The sequence below is a fragment of the Streptomyces harbinensis genome (assembly GCF_900116145.1).
GTDB classification, from domain to species: Bacteria; Actinomycetota; Actinomycetes; order Streptomycetales; family Streptomycetaceae; genus Streptomyces; species Streptomyces carpaticus.
On record NZ_FPAB01000006.1, the window covers coordinates 40,679 to 55,250 of the forward strand.

The 14,572-nt window shown below is 71.9% G+C and carries 12 protein-coding genes; 2 read left to right on the top strand and 10 right to left on the bottom strand.

What is annotated here, in order from left to right; all coding sequences use genetic code 11:
* Positions 1–148: 148 nt before the first annotated feature.
* Entirely contained in the window at positions 149–1,267 is a 1,119-nt protein-coding gene (locus BM385_RS17870; protein WP_019432882.1) for a M48 family metallopeptidase, read from the top strand.
* Here BM385_RS17870 and BM385_RS17875 read toward each other — a convergent pair.
* The 8 genes from BM385_RS17875 to BM385_RS17910 all read right to left on the bottom strand — a co-directional run bounded on the left by BM385_RS17875 (position 1,218) and on the right by BM385_RS17910 (position 8,711).
* On the bottom strand, positions 1,218–2,294 hold the full coding sequence (locus BM385_RS17875; RefSeq protein ID WP_037755651.1) for an SCO2583 family membrane protein: 1,077 nt from the start codon (positions 2,292–2,294) through the stop codon (positions 1,218–1,220). The two genes, BM385_RS17870 and BM385_RS17875, sit on opposite strands and share 50 nt — an antisense overlap.
* A gap of 50 nt (positions 2,295–2,344) precedes the next feature.
* Positions 2,345–2,881 (bottom strand): SCO2584 family spore wall biosynthesis protein, encoded by a 537-nt coding sequence (locus tag BM385_RS17880; RefSeq protein WP_093843663.1) that lies wholly within the window; start codon positions 2,879–2,881, stop codon positions 2,345–2,347.
* Between the two features lie 50 nt (positions 2,882–2,931).
* Entirely contained in the window at positions 2,932–4,206 is a 1,275-nt protein-coding gene (locus tag BM385_RS17885) for a glutamate-5-semialdehyde dehydrogenase (protein ID WP_026047265.1), read from the bottom strand.
* A 53-nt stretch (positions 4,207–4,259) separates the two neighbouring features.
* On the bottom strand, positions 4,260–4,673 hold the full coding sequence (locus tag BM385_RS17890; protein WP_019432878.1) for a DUF8830 family protein: 414 nt from the start codon (positions 4,671–4,673) through the stop codon (positions 4,260–4,262).
* 119 nt (positions 4,674–4,792) lie between these two features.
* Complete coding sequence (gene proB, locus BM385_RS17895; RefSeq protein ID WP_078575904.1) at positions 4,793–5,911, bottom strand: glutamate 5-kinase; 1,119 nt, start codon at positions 5,909–5,911, stop codon at positions 4,793–4,795.
* Between the two features lie 128 nt (positions 5,912–6,039).
* Positions 6,040–6,333 carry a hypothetical protein gene (locus BM385_RS17900; protein WP_093843664.1) on the bottom strand — a complete coding sequence of 98 codons (294 nt, stop codon included), beginning with the start codon at positions 6,331–6,333 and terminating at the stop codon, positions 6,040–6,042.
* A gap of 146 nt (positions 6,334–6,479) precedes the next feature.
* Positions 6,480–7,988, bottom strand: coding sequence for a bifunctional phosphatase PAP2/diacylglycerol kinase family protein (locus BM385_RS17905; protein ID WP_093843665.1), 1,509 nt, complete (start codon positions 7,986–7,988; stop codon positions 6,480–6,482).
* Between the two features lie 93 nt (positions 7,989–8,081).
* The gene (locus BM385_RS17910; RefSeq protein WP_093843666.1) at positions 8,082–8,711 is read right to left on the bottom strand and encodes an alpha/beta hydrolase family protein; all 630 of its coding nucleotides are present in this window, start codon (positions 8,709–8,711) and stop codon (positions 8,082–8,084) included.
* A 164-nt stretch (positions 8,712–8,875) separates the two neighbouring features.
* On the opposite strand from BM385_RS17910, the gene BM385_RS17915 reads away from it, so the two are divergent.
* Positions 8,876–10,807: a glycosyltransferase family 2 protein gene (locus BM385_RS17915; protein WP_175543029.1), complete on the top strand. Its 1,932-nt coding sequence runs from the start codon at positions 8,876–8,878 to the stop codon at positions 10,805–10,807.
* Positions 10,808–10,887: 80 nt separating this feature from the next.
* Here the strand turns inward: BM385_RS17915 and BM385_RS17920 are convergent, their stop codons facing one another.
* Positions 10,888–12,909 (bottom strand): hypothetical protein, encoded by a 2,022-nt coding sequence (locus BM385_RS17920; protein WP_139275198.1) that lies wholly within the window; start codon positions 12,907–12,909, stop codon positions 10,888–10,890.
* A 110-nt stretch (positions 12,910–13,019) separates the two neighbouring features.
* Positions 13,020–14,519 (bottom strand): bifunctional cytidylyltransferase/SDR family oxidoreductase, encoded by a 1,500-nt coding sequence (locus tag BM385_RS17925; protein WP_093843668.1) that lies wholly within the window; start codon positions 14,517–14,519, stop codon positions 13,020–13,022.
* Positions 14,520–14,572 lie beyond the last annotated feature (53 nt).

Sequence of the window (14,572 nt, forward strand, 5' to 3'; positions counted from 1 at the left end):
GGACCTATCCGGAACGAGACGGCTGGGACGTAGGCTCATCGTAAGCGGACGCGTCCGCCGCGGCCTCCCGCCCCCACCACTGGGGGCGCCACGCGGTGCGGAAGGCCGGGCCGGACGGCGCTCACACCAGACGTCACGAGGGGGCTAGATGAGCGACGACACCGGATCCAACGAGCCAACGCCCGACCCCGCAGCCATCAACCGCGAGCGGCTCCCCGGCCGGAACCGCCGCCGGTTCCCCGGCATATCCTCCCGCGCCTACGAACACCCCGCCGACCGCTCCGCCCTGGTCGCGCTGCGCAAGCTGACCGGCTTCGACACCGTCTTCAAGGCGCTCAGCGGCATGCTCCCCGAGCGCAGTCTGCGGCTGATGTTCCTGTCCGACTCCGTCCGCGTGGACGAGCGGCAGTTCGCCCACCTGCACCAACTGCTCCTGGATGCCTGCGACACACTGGACCTGGACACCGTCCCGCCGATGTACGTCACCCAGGACCCGAAGCCGAACGCCATGTGCATCGGCCTGGACCAGCCCATCATCGTGCTCACCACCGGGCTCGTCGAACTCCTCGACGAGGACGAGATGCGCGCCGTCATCGGCCACGAGGTGGGCCACGCCCTGTCCGGGCACGCCGTCTACCGCACCATCCTGCTCTTCCTCACCAGCATCGCCGTCCGGGTCGCCTGGATCCCGCTGGGCAACATCGCCATCATGGGCATCATCACGGCGCTGCGCGAATGGTTCCGCAAGTCCGAACTCTCCGCCGACCGCGCCGGACTGCTCGTCGGCCAGGACCCGCAGGCGTCCCTGCGCGGCCTGATGAAGCTCGCCGGTGGCAACAACCTGCACCACATGAACGTCGACGCGTTCCTCGACCAGGCCAAGGAGTACGAGGCGGGCGGCGATCTGCGCGACTCGGTGCTGAAGATCCTCAACGTCCTGCCGCGCACCCACCCCTTCGCCGCCGTCCGCGCCGCCGAACTCCACCGCTGGGCCGGCAGCCGCGACTACCAGCGCATCATGGACGGCCACTACCCGCGCCGCGACACCGACGCCGACGCCTCCGTCAGCCGCTCCGTCCGGGACTCGGCCGGCCACTACGCCCAGTCGGTGAAGAACAGCAAGGACCCGCTCATGAAGCTGGTCTCGGACGTGGCGGGCGGCGCCGGCGACCTGGGCGGCAAGCTCCGCGACTTCGCCACCGGCCGCGGCACCGGTGCTAGAAAAGCCCCGCCGCGCGATCCGGGTCAGGACTCGGCAACGCCGTAGCGTCCAGCGCCCCGCACAGCGGAATGTGGTCGGCATCGGCGGTGTACGGGTCGGTGCCGGCCGGCCGGGAGTCCCCGGCCCGCTCCCCGGCGAACAACGGCCGCAGCGGGCCGTCCGGGTCGGCGCCGCAGTCCATCGGGCCGGCCAGCAGATCCGCCTGCCGCAGGATGACGGTCCGCTCCTCGATGCCCTCCTCGCCGAACAGCATCTCCACCTCGCGCCGCACCGTCAGCAGCGTGGCCGGCTCCTGCGGGCCCGCCCCGGCCGGCCGGACCGCGTACACCGTGACATGGCGCGCCGTCACCTGGAGCACGTCCTCCGCGCTCTCCGCGAACGAGAACGTGCCCTCCACCCGCGCCCGGGGATCGGCCAGCTCCACCTCCTGCGGGTCGAAGCTCACCAGCCAGGCCGTCAGCGGAGCCGCCGCCGCGCCGCCGGCGACCGCCCGGTCCAGCTGCCGCCGCTGCTGCGGGTCCAGCAACTCGCGCACCGGCAGCACCGTCTCCCCGGTCAGCACCTCGTGGGTGAGCGCGCTGGCCGCAATGTACTCCTTCGCCAGCGTCAGCGCCGTCAGCACCTGTTCGCGGGTGAAGTGCGCGGTGGCCCGCGCGTCGGGCAGCAGCACCCCGGCCGTACCGGAGCCGAAGTCCCGCGCCGGGCTGGTCCCGAACAGCTCGGCGGTGTCCACCGAGCCGGGCACCACCCCGGCCGGAGCCAGCGGCACCAGCGTGGACAGCGGCGGCTGGAGGACGTGCGTCCCCTCGCGCCCGTACGGGTCGCCGTTCCCGAGATAGAGGGCGGCGGCGAACGCCAGCAGAATGATCACCCCGAGCGCCACCCCCTGTCGCGGCACTCTCCTGCGCTCCGCGGGGCGGCTGCGCACCGCCGCACCGTGGTCCTCCAGCCGCTCCCGCGCCGAGAACTCCTGGAGGCGTGCGGCATTGACAAACGACTCGTCGAAGACGGTGGATGCGTATTCCTCGTCCCCGCTGCCCGGGAGCCCCCCGGGGTCCGAACGCCCGGCCACCCGTCCAGCCTACGGTCACCGGCGGACGGCCAACACCCCTCACAGGCCCTTTACAAGCCCTCCTCCGGCTCGTCCTGCTCGCTCGCCGGCGGCAACCGGTCCTGATCGCCCGATCGCTGAACGGCTATGAGCGCGAAGGCGATCACACTGATCCCCATCACCACGGCCAGCACACAGGCCACCGGCCGCTGCCAGCGCACCGGCCGCCAGGCCGGCGGCGGACCGCTCTGCGCGGGCCCGGCTATGGCCGGCCCGGGAGCGGGCGGCGGGACCACCACCTCACTGGTACGGGCCGGTTCCTCGTCCTCCTCGTCGAGCGGGAGGTAGCGCAGATAATCGGAGCGGTCGAAGCGCCCCTCGTCGTCGTGTTCGCCGTACAGCCCCTGGGCTTCGGCGGCTTCGGACTCCGCCCGTTCCAGCGCGGCGTACAGAATCCGCTCCGCGGCGGTCGGCTCATGGATCTCGGCGGCTTGGACAAATGCGTCGTCGAGCACCACCGAGGTGAAGACCTCATCGGCGGCGCCGCGTTCCTGGTTGTCTGGCCTGTCTCCGTCCGGGAACGGCAGGCCCCCCACGTCATCCAGCACGCATCCCAGCGTAGGCGGATTGGCGGCGCGGGGGGAGGGTCGCTCGTAATTCACTCGCGGGTGTGACCGTCCCCGGTGACCACATACGTCGTCGAGGTCAGCTCCGGCAGCCCCATCGGGCCCCTGGCGTGCAGCTTCTGGGTGGAGATGCCGATCTCGGCGCCGAAGCCGAACTGTCCGCCATCCGTGAACCGCGTCGAGGCGTTGACCATCACGGCCGCCGAATCCATCCGCGCGACGAACCGCCGCACCGCGCCCGTGTCCCGGGCCACGATGGCCTCGGTGTGCCCGCTGGTCCACTGCCGGATGTGCGCCACGGCCGCGTCCAGGTCGTCCACGACGGCGGCGGCGATGTCCAGGCTCAGATACTCGGCCGCCCAGTCCTCGTCGGTGGCCTCGGTCACCGCGACCCCGGCCTGCTCGCCCGCCTTGCACCACGCCGCGTCCCCGTGCACCGTGACCCCGGCCTCCGCCAGCGCGCCGAGCGCGAGCGGCAGGAACCGCTCGGCGACGGCCGCGTGCACCAGCACCGTCTCGGCCGAGTTGCACACCGAGGGCCGCTGGGCCTTGGAGTTCACCAGAATCCTGACCGCCGTCTGAAGGTCGGCGCTCTCGTCCACATAGACGTGGCAGTTGCCGACCCCGGTCTCGATGACCGGCACGGTCGACTCGTTGACGACGGTACGGATCAGCGACGCCCCGCCGCGCGGGATGAGGACGTCCACGAGCCCGCGCGCGGTCATCAGCTCCCGCACCGACTCCCGGCTCTCCCCGGGCACCAGCTGCACGGCGTCGGCCGGCACCCCGGCGGAGACCACCGCGTCCCGCAGCACCCGCACGATGGCGGTGTTGGAGGAGTACGCGGAGGAGGAACCACGCAGCAGCACCGCGTTCCCCGACTTCAGACAGAGCGCGGCGGCGTCCACCGTCACATTCGGCCGGGCCTCGTAGATGATCCCGACCACCCCGAGCGGCACCCGCACCTGGCGCAGCTCCAGCCCGTTCGGCAGGGTGGAGCCGCGCACGACCTCGCCCACCGGGTCGGGCAGCGCCACCACGTCCCGTACGTCGGAGGCGATGGCGGCCACCCGCTGCGGGGTGAGGGTCAGCCGGTCGATGATCCCGGCAGCCGTACCCGCGGCGCGCGCCCGCTCGACGTCCTCCGCGTTGGCGGTGACGATCTCGTCGGCCCGCGCCTCCAGGGCGTCCGCGATGGCCAGCAGCGCCCGGTCGCGCACGGCGCGCGGCAGCGGAGCCAGCTCGGCGGCGGCCTCCCGGGCCCGCCGGGCGGTAGCGATGACAGGGGAATCCACGACGCTGCTCATGCCACCAGCGTAACGGCGCGCTCACCCCGTCCCGCCGGGCGTCCACAGTGCGGTCAGAAGGGGTGCACCCCGACGGGTACGGCCCTGGCCGGCCCGCTGCCCTCCGCGATCCGCTGCTGGTAGGTCTCGCGGCCGATCACCTCCAGGCCGACGATCTCCCAGGCCGGCAGCCGCGCGGTGCGCCGGTGCTCGCCCCACAGCCGCAGCGCCACGGCGGCGGCGTCGTGCAGGTCGCGCGCCTCCTCCCAGTACCGGATCTCGGCGTGGTCGCAGGCGTACCGGCTGGTCAGCAGGAACGGGTGGTCGTGCGCCAGCCGCTCGAGGCCGCCGCGCACCTCGCCCAGCGGAACCGCGCTCCCGGCGACGCTGAGGGTGATGTGCCACAACCGGGCGGCCTCCCGCTCCCCGGCGGCGTTCCGGGTGACGCCCTGCTCGCGCTGCTCTCCGACGCTGGCCAGTCGTCTCACCGGCAGCCTCCTGACGTGGTACTGACATGTGGCCGGCCCGACACGCGAGGACCGCGTCTCAAAGTTGACCAGCTCATGGACGGCCGTGGGGCCGTTTCCGGGATCCTTGCCGGAAAGGCTTATGCCCGCATGAGCACAAGGTCATCACGGTGAACGACCTCGCGTTCGTAGGCGGGGCCCAATTCCCGGGCCAGTTCGCGGGTGGAGCGGCCGATGAGCTGGGGGATCTCGCGGGCGTCGAAGTTGACCAGACCGCGGGCGACGGCCTGCCCGGTGGCGTCCCGCAGTTCGATCGGTTCTCCGGCCGTGAACTCCCCTTCGACCGCGGTGATCCCGGCGGGCAGCAGCGAACTGCCCCGGTCGCTGATCGCCCGCACCGCACCGTCGTCCAGCACGACGGCGCCGCGCGGCACGGAGGCGTGCGCCAGCCACAGCAGCCGCCCGGCGGAGCGCCGTCCGGTGGCCCGGAAGTACGTCCCGGTGTCCGCCCCGGCCAGCGCCTCCCCGGCGTGCCCGGCGGAGGTGAGCACGACGGGGATCCCGGCCTCGGTGGCGATGGAGGCGGCCTCGACCTTGGTGACCATCCCGCCGGTCCCCACCCCGGCCTTCCCGGCCTTCCCGATCTCGACCCCCACCAGGTCCGCCGGCCCGGCCACCTCCTCGATCCGCCGGGTGCCGGGCTTGCGCGGATCGCCGTCGTAGAGCCCGTCCACATCGGAGAGCAGCACGAGCAGATCGGCGCGCACCAGATGCGCCACGAGCGCGGCGAGCCGGTCGTTGTCACCGAACCTGATCTCGTCGGTGGCCACGGTGTCGTTCTCGTTGACGACCGGCACGACCCCCAGCTCCAGCAGCTTGTCGAGCGTGCGGTAGGCGTTGCGGTAGTGCGCGCGCCGGCTGGTGTCGTTGGAGGTGAGCAGCACCTGCCCGACCCGCCGCCCGTACCGGGCGAACGAGGCGGTGTACCGGGCCAGCAACAACCCCTGCCCGACACTGGCGGCGGCCTGCTGCCGCGCCAGATCGGACGGCCGCCGCGCGAACCCCAGCGGCGCGAGCCCGGCGGCGATGGCACCGGAGGACACCAGCACGATCTGCCGGTCCTCCTGCTTCACCAGCACATCGACGAGCGCGTCCACCCGGTCGGCATCAAGCCCCCCGGCGGCCGTCGTCAACGACGAGGACCCCACCTTGACAACCACCCGCCGAGCCCCGAGAACCCCCTGCCGCACCGCACCCACCGACGTACACCCTCACGACTCGCTCCAGCCTTGCCCTCCCCAACCTATGCCACGAGCGAGGTCGCACACCCCGGATTTCTCTCCCTCCGAAGCTTGTGAACGGGGCGGCCCGCTGGGATCGCATCACGTCAATCACCGGAGATCCACAGATAACCCCTGCTCCTGACCACCTCGTCCAGAATGGACTTGAACTCCGCGGCATCGCCCTTTGCGTCGAAATTCCGCTCCATCAAGAGGTCGATCTCACCCATTACCCGCAACAACTGGGGAGAGTTGAACATCGTGTCACCGTGAGGATGAACTCCCGCCAGAAGGGCATCGGCATCAACGTGTGGCAAGATCGCTTCGAGGTGCGCCCCGGCTTCCCTGCCTGCAGGAACCCGCTGATGATTCTGATCTTCGATGTAGACCGCAAGGCCCATGGAAGCTCCACTCCATTGCGTGGGCTCGGCCAGGAAAGACCGAGCTGATCCCACGAACAATCATCCGGACACCGACGGCTTCGGAACAAGGTGCACGCTGATGACGGGCCCGGCCCGAGCCGGTCCGGACGCTTCCGCCCGCTCGTTCAGCCCTGCGAGACGCCGTCCGCCGGGCCCGCCGGGCGGTAGACCGTGAGCGCTTGGCGGCGTTTGGCCAGGACCAGGCCGCCGGTGGACAGTTCCCTGACCTCGCCGTCGTACGCGAACAGCACCTGCCGCTCCGTCGTCTCCAGGCGCAGGCGCGGGACCTGGGCGGTGACCAGGACGCGGGAGTTGTGCAGGGTCCCGGTGAGCACCGCGAGCAGCAGCCGGACGCGGGCCAGGGGCAGCGAGCCGTCCACCGTCCTGATGTCGAGCAGGCCGTCGTCCAGGCTCGGCCGGTGGGTGGGGGCGAACCCGGCGGGGTGGTAAACGCCGTTGCCCGCGAACAGCAGCCACAGGCGGCGCTCGGTGCCGTTGATCACCACCGTGCTGGGGCGGCTCGTGGCGAGCACGGTGGCCAGGGCGACGGCGAGCGCGGGCCACTTGCCGAGCCACTTCTCCAGTTTCTCCCGCCGGTGCACCAGTTCGGGGTAGACGCCGAGGCTGAAGGTGTTGAGGAAGATCTTCTCCCGCGCCCCGTCCGTGGAGGCGGCCCGGCCGAGGTCGACGCGGACCGCGTCGCCCGCCCGGAGGGCGTCGGCGACCTCGGACATCGTCTCGATGCCGAGGTCGGCGGCGAAGTGGTTGAACGTTCCGCCGGGGAAGACCGCGAGCGGTACCCCGTGCCGTACGGCCGCGCCCGCCGCCGCGTTGACCGTGCCGTCGCCGCCGCACACCCCCAGGGCGCCGCCGTCCCGCGCGGCCCGTTCGGCGGCACCGTCCAGCAGTTCGACCAGGTCGTCGTCGGGCTCCAGGGTGCGGAGGTCGGCCTGGGGCAGCAGTTCCCGCAGTTCGTCCGCCACCCGGCCGTTGAACCCGGAGCCCGGGTTGACGACCAGCGAGAGGCCGGCCCCGTCCGCCAGGGCGGGCGCGGGCAGCCGGGGCCGTACGGCGGTGGCGGGCGCCTCGGGCCGGGTGGGCCACCAGTGCGAGGTCAGAGCGGCGGCAGCGGCGCCGATCGCCACGCCTGCCAGGACGTCGCTCGGGTAGTGCACCCCCACGTACACCCGGGAGAGCGCGACGGCCCCGGCCAGCGGCGCCACCAGCAGCGCGGCGCGCGGCGACTCCAGCGCCACCCCGAAGGTGAACGCGGCGGCCGAGGCGGAGTGTCCGGACGGGAACGAGGTGGTGTGCGGCGCGCGGCGCAGCCGCCGGGCCACCGGGACCTGGTCGATGACGGGCCGGGCCCGCCGGGTGGTGGGCTTGGCGATCAGGTTGCTCACGGCCGAGGCGATGGCCAGCGAGCCGAGCCCGCGCAGGGCGCCGCGCCGTACGCTGCGCCCGCCGAGCACCCCGAGGGCGGCGGCGGTGCCGGCCCACAGCACACCGTGGTCGGCGGCCCGGCTGATCCGGGGCAGCACACTGTGCACGCCGCGCGGCCGGGCAGCCGCCAGGCGGGCGAACAGCACCCGGTCGAGATCTCGGGCGAGGAACCTACTGCCGAATGCGGTCATGACGGCCCGCCTACCCCGGCCGTCGCCGGTTCATCCGACGGGCCGTGTCCTGGTACGCCCGCGTGTGCGGCGCGTGTCACCGGCGTGCGCATCTCACCGCCCGCCCTGTACGGGCTGCCAGCCGGCCACCGCACGGACCACGGCGTCCAGCGTCTCCGCCTGGCTCACCGGTGCCGACTTCGGGACGGTGAAGGCGTGGCCCGCGTGCGGGACCTCCGTCACCTTCGTCCTCTCCGGGAACTCGCCGGGGCCGCCGAACGGGTCCTTCCCGCCCTGGACCACCAGCAACGGCACCGTCACCGCCGCCAGTTCGTCCGCGCGGGACCGCTCCGGGCGTCCCGGCGGGTGGAGGGGGAAGGCGAGGGCGAGCACCGCGTGCGCGCCCAGTTCCGTCGCCGTGCGGCAGGCCACCCGGGCCCCGGCGCTGCGGCCACCGGCGACGACCGGCAGTTCCATCCCCTGCAGCGCCGGCCACAGCGCCCGCCAGGCGGCGTCCAGGGTCTTCGGCGCGGGCGCGACCCGCTTGCCGGCCACCCGCCAGGGCTGCTCGACCAGCGCCACCGTCACGCCCCGGTCCGGCAACGCCGCCGCCAGGGCCGCCAGATCCTGCGCCTCGATACCGCCGCCCGCGCCGTGCCCGAGCGCCAGGACGGTACGGGCCCGCGCCGCCCGGTGCCAGGTGATCCGGGCCTCTCCGGCCGGGGTGTGCACTGTCTCGATCATGCCGTTCAGTGTGCGCCCGGAGCGCCCGGCGCACCGGCTGATTCCCGTCTCCGAGGTGTGTCGGGATGACTGCGGCCGGTAGGCTTCACCGAACTGTCTTCACATTTTCAGATGCTATTCATTCATACCCTGATGGGCCTACGATGAGTACACAAACCGGTCACATGCCGGACGTCAGCGTCATCATCGCCGCATACAACGCCATGCCGTATCTCACCAAGAGCGTCACTTCCGCTCTGGAACAGAGCATCGGCCGCGAACGGCTGGAGATCATCGCTGTCAACGACGGCTCCACCGACACCACCGGTGCGGAACTCGACCGACTGGCGGAAGAACACCCCGCCACCATCACCGTCCTCCATCAGGAGAACTCCGGCAGCGCCGCCGGTCCCCGCAACCGGGCCCTCGACCACGCCCGGGGACGCTTCGTCTTCTTCCTCGACGCCGACGACTACCTGGGCCCCGAAGCCCTGGAACGCATGGTCGGCGCCGCCGACCGCAACAGCACCGATGTCGTCCTGGGCAAGACCATCGGCGTCGGTGGCCGCACATCACCCACCATGTACAAGAAGAGCGAGGAGAAGACCGATGTCTTCTCCTCCCGCGTCTACTGGACGCTCAACCCGATGAAGCTCTACCGCCGCGAGCTCATCGAAAAGCACCGGCTCCGCTTCGGGCACGATCTGAAGGTCGGCGAGGACCAGCCCTTCACCGCGCTCGCCTATCTGCGCGCCGCCGGCATATCCGTGGTCGCCGACTACGACTGCGTCTTCTGGGTGCACCGGGACGACGGCGGCAACAGCACCAAGACCGTCACGGAACTGGACTCCCGCGTCCGGGTGCTCCAGCACATGATGCCGCTGGTCGCCGCCGAGGTACCCGAGGGTCCGAACCGCGACCACCTGCTGCACCGTCATCTCGACACCGAACTCCCCTGGGTGTTGCGCCGGCTCCCTCAGCTCGAAAGCCGGACCGAGCAGGAACGCATCGTCGCGGACCTCCGCCCGCTCTTCGACACCTACTACACCGACGCCCTCGCCGCACGGCTCCCCGCCATGCTGCGGCTCCAGTGCCACCTCGTGCGGCACGGCATGCTCGACGAACTGCTCACCGTCCGCCGGTTCAACGAAGTCCCCGCCGCCGAGCGCGTTTTCGACGTCACCGTGGAGGACGGACGGGCATACGCCCACTACCCGTACTTCCGCGACGACACCGTCAAGATCCCGGACGCCGTCTACGACTACACCGACCAGCTCACCATCCGCCAGGACCTCCACCGTCTCCAGCTCGACGAGGCCACCGGAACCCTGCGCATCGACGGAACGGCACGGTTCCACCGGGTCGACGGGCAGGAGACGAGCACCGCGCTCGTCCTGCGCGAACGGAACGGCGAGACCGAGCACCGGATCGCCACCGACCCCGGCGCTCCGCTCGCCCTCCCCCTCCTCACCGCCGCCGGCGGCACGGCCCTCCCGGCCGGCACCTGGGACGTCTTCGTCTCCCTCACCACCGCAGGGCTCACCAGGGAAACCCGGCTCGGCTCCCGCTCCGAGGACCTCGACACCGCGCCGGCCGACCACGAGCTGCGCGACGGCACCCAGCTCCGCCCCGTCCGCGCCTACTTCACCCCGCGTGGCAACCTCAGCGTCAAGACCGGCGCGCCCGTCTCCCGCCTCAAGCGCGAACTCAAGCCCGACGACGTCCGCTGGTCCCCCGCCGATCCCGCGCGGCTTCTCCTGGGCGGCACCCTGCGCGGCCTCGACCCCGCCGGAGAGCGCCTGCTGGTCCGGCTCACCGACGCCAAGGGGCACCGCGAGGAATACACCACCGACGTCGACCCCGCCACCGGCCGCTTCGAGCAGGCCGTCCCCCTCGCCGCCGGTGAGTGGCGCGTGCACTGGCTGCTCGACGTCCCCGGCGCCACCCCGCGCCGTGCCACCCGCGCCGTCGAGGTGCCGCGGGACCTGCCCGTCACGCAGTGGCGCCGCCGGCTCGTGCAGTTCTGGTACGCCAAGCCGCTGCCCGCCGCCAAGACCAAGACGCTCACCCTCCGGGTCGGCCGCAAGAGCCTCCTGAAGGCGCTGCTCCGCAAGTAACGGGCCGCCCGCCCCCGCCCGACGCCAAGGGGCCCGGATCGTCCCCGATCCGGGCCCCTGCGCCGTGTGCCGCCGGCCCGCTAGCGCGGCGCCGGCACCGAGTCCGTGTCCGCGTAGTCCGGCGACGCCGGCACCGGCTCCGCCGTCGTGCCCAGCGGGAACGCCCGCAGGCCCTTGCGGTACAGCGCCTCGGTCGCCGCGTTGAACCGCTCCATCGACGGCGGCTCGTCCCCGCCGAGCAGGTACTCCTTCAGCTGGGTGCGCCGCCGCGCCATCGGGTCGGCGCCGACCGGGCCGCGGACCCGGCCGAGGATCTCCGAGAGTTCCGCGCAGTCCCCGCCCAGCAGGTACGCCGCACCCGCCGTCGGGTTCTGGAGCCGGTACTCCTCCGGGTCCATGTCCTCCGCGTTGGTCACCACATACGGCTTGCGGCTGGCGACGAAGTCGGAGATGACGCTCGACATGTCGCTGATCAGCAGGTCCGCGTGGTTGAAGCAGTCGTACAGCGAGGGCAGCCGGCTCTTGACGATCAGGTGCTGGCCGCCCTGGTAGTCATCGCTCCAGAACAGCTCGCTCCACGCCCGCCGCACGACCTCGATCTCGGCCCGCAGATCCCGGTCCGGGACCCGCGCGTCCCGGGTCTTCTGGAGCCGGTCGCCCTCGGCCGCGGCGCCGGACAGCTCCGCCATCCGCGCCTCCAGCCGCGCCAGCTCCGCCTCGACCTCGGCCACCCGTGCCGGGTCGCGCCGCGCCGCCCGCCGGACGTTGTCCTCGGTCAGCAGCCGCTCGATCAGCGCGTCCGCCGCCGCGGCCTCCCGGGAGCGCTTGCCGGTCAGCGGGTGCGGCTTGTAGATGACGCGCACGTCACCCTGCTCCAGCAGCCCGCCGATGATGGCCTCGCCCATCGGGATCACCGACGTGTGGCAGGCGTCGTCGGTCCAGCCCTCCCACGTCGGCCCGTACAGCACGGTCAGGCCCTCGCCCGTGCCGCGCTCCCCGACCAGCCGCTCGCCCGCCGGCCGGACCTCCGACAGCTGCGGGCGCCCGACCTCGACGATCGCGTCGTCGCCGATCGCGTGCCGCACCCGCTGGTAGCGGTCGCGGCCCGCCTTGCCGGCCACCCATATCTCGTCGAACACCCGGCTGACCCGGTTGCTGCTCGCCAGCTTGTCGCTGTCGCCGTGTCCGATGAAGACGTGCTGGATCTCGGCCCGCTGGAGCATGTGCACGTTCTTGCCGGCGTTGCCCGGGTAGAACGCCACCCGCACGTCCGACAGGTCCAGCTGCGCCAGGTCGTCGGCCTTGCGGACGCAGACCACCGGCAGCCGGGTCTGCTCCAGGCCGCGCATCGCGGCCGTCTCCCGCAGGATGATCACCCCGCGACGGTCCATCTTCTCCATCGCGTCGATCCACATGTTGACCTGGTACATGAAGTCCTGGCCACCCGCCGCGAAGGTGAAGTACAGCGCCACCTCCGGCCGGTACGCGGCGAGGTTGCGGTTGACGACCTCCAGCACCTCGGCCGGGTCGGGCAGCCGCCAGTTGCGGTACGCGTGCCACGCCGCGTGCACCAGGGAGACCAGGACCGGCAGCGGCGCGAGCAGCGCCAGCAGCATCCAGTTCTCGTCCGCCCCGGCGAGCACCGCCGCCGTCCCGGCCGCCAGCAGCAGCTCGGGGCCGGGGATGCGGCTGAGCCCGCGCGGGCTGAGCAGCGCGCTGCTCGGCAGATCGGGTATGCGGCGCCGCAGCGCGCTCATGTCCATGTTCATCGCGGCCACCGGCAGGTTGCGCCGCCGCACCCGGAAGCTGACCAGCGGCTGCTGGCAGCTGTTCGCCAGGAACATGACCGCCGCGCACACCGCCAGGATCCGCACCCCGGCCAGTTCCTGCGAGAGCGCCAGGGCGACGAGCAGCAGCAGCCGGTACAGCTCCCTTATCCGCTCGCCGAACCCGAACCGGCGCATCAGACGGTTGATGTAGCGCCCGCGCTTGCGCAGTGCCCAGTCGGCCACGTAGTTGAGCACCAGCGCGGTGAAGAAGACCGCCTCGTTGCCGTCGACAACGGTCGCGGAGAGCGCTGCCGCGCTCGCCACGTAGACCACGAGCAGGATGCTTGGCCAACGGCCAGCGCGCCCGATCAGTCCGGCCAGCATTCGGGATATCACCTCGGAGTAGATGGTGTGATCAGGTGATCAGTGAGCGGATCACCCGCTCAGGCGGTGCCGCCGCCCTGCAACGCCGCCGCCAGCGCCCGCTCGAAGGACCCCGCCTGCGTCGCGTCCGCCGTGGGGTCCTGCTGCCGCACATCGATGACGTGCCCGGTCAGCCCGGACAGCAGCACGTCCAGCGAGGTACGGGCCACCGCCTCGGAGGACAGCAGCGTACCGGCGGGCTCCTGCCCGAACGCCTTGGTACGCATCGGAGTGGCCGTACGCTCCGGGTTCACGCAGTTCACCCGCACACCGTCGCCCGCCCACTCGTCGGCCAGCGCCTGGGTGAGGTTCACCATGGCGGCCTTCGTCGACGAGTACAGGCTGTACTCCGCGCGCCCGCGCGTGTAGCTGCTGGAGGTGTACAGGAGCAGCTGCCCGCCGGTCCGCGCCAGGTACTGGTGCGCGGCCCGCGCGATGCGGACCGGGGCCAGGTAGTTGACGGTGAGGGCTTCCTCGATCACCGCGTCCTCGGTCTCGGCGAGCTTGCCGATCCGCAGCACCCCGGCGGTGTTCACCACGTAGTCGACCCGGCCGGTCTCCGCGTACGCCTTCGCCAGCGCCGCCTCGATGTCCGCCGGGTTCTCCACATGGGTGCCCGTCGTCGAGCGCCCCAGCGGGTACACGGTGGCGCCGTAGCCGGCCGCCAGATCGGCGATGTCCTTGCCGATGCCGTACGAGCCGCCGAAGATCACCACCGTCTTGCCGGCCAGCCGCTCCCGGTACGCCGCCTCGTCCGCGACCTGCGGCACGGCGGTGGAGGCCAGCTGGAACAGCTTGTCGGCGATGAAGACATCCACCGGCTGGGTGACCTTCATGTTGTACTCGTCACCGGACACCACGTGGATCGGCACGTCCGGGAGGTACTTCAGCACCACCGAGCAGTCGTCGGTGGCCTGGAAATTCGGGTCCCCGGCGGCGATCTCGTACGCGCGGCGGATGGTGGAGAGCTTGAACGCCTGCGGGGTCTGGCCGCGCCGCAGCCGGGAGCGGTCGGGGACCTCGGTGATGAACTCACCGTCCTCGCCGTGCGTGCGCGTCACGATGATGGTGTCGGCGGACGGGATGGCCACGTCCACCGCGCGGTAGCGCTCCAGGGCGGCCACACAGTCGCTGATGACACGCGCCGAGAGCAGCGGGCGCACGGCGTCGTGGAAGAGGAGGTTGCGGTCCTCCTCGCCCTCCGCCAGCGAGGCGCCCACGGCGGCGATGGCCCGCTCGGTGGTCTCGTTGCGGGTGGAGCCGCCCTCGATGACCTGCGTCACCTTCGTCAGGCCCGCCTTGGCGACGATCTTCTCGACGTCCGCGACATACCCCGGGGTCATCAGCACGATGATGTCGTCGATGTCCGACGACTCCTCGAAGATGGCGAGGGTGTGCTCGATGACGGCCTTACCGGCGATCTTGATGAGCTGCTTGGGTATGGAAAGACCCACCCGCTGACCGGTGCCACCCGCAAGAACGACCGCGGTGGTACGAGGGCGAGCCCCCTTGGCATGCATAGACAAAACCGCTCCCGCCGGTTTGAAGAAGTGTCGCGTACGCGAGTAGAAGG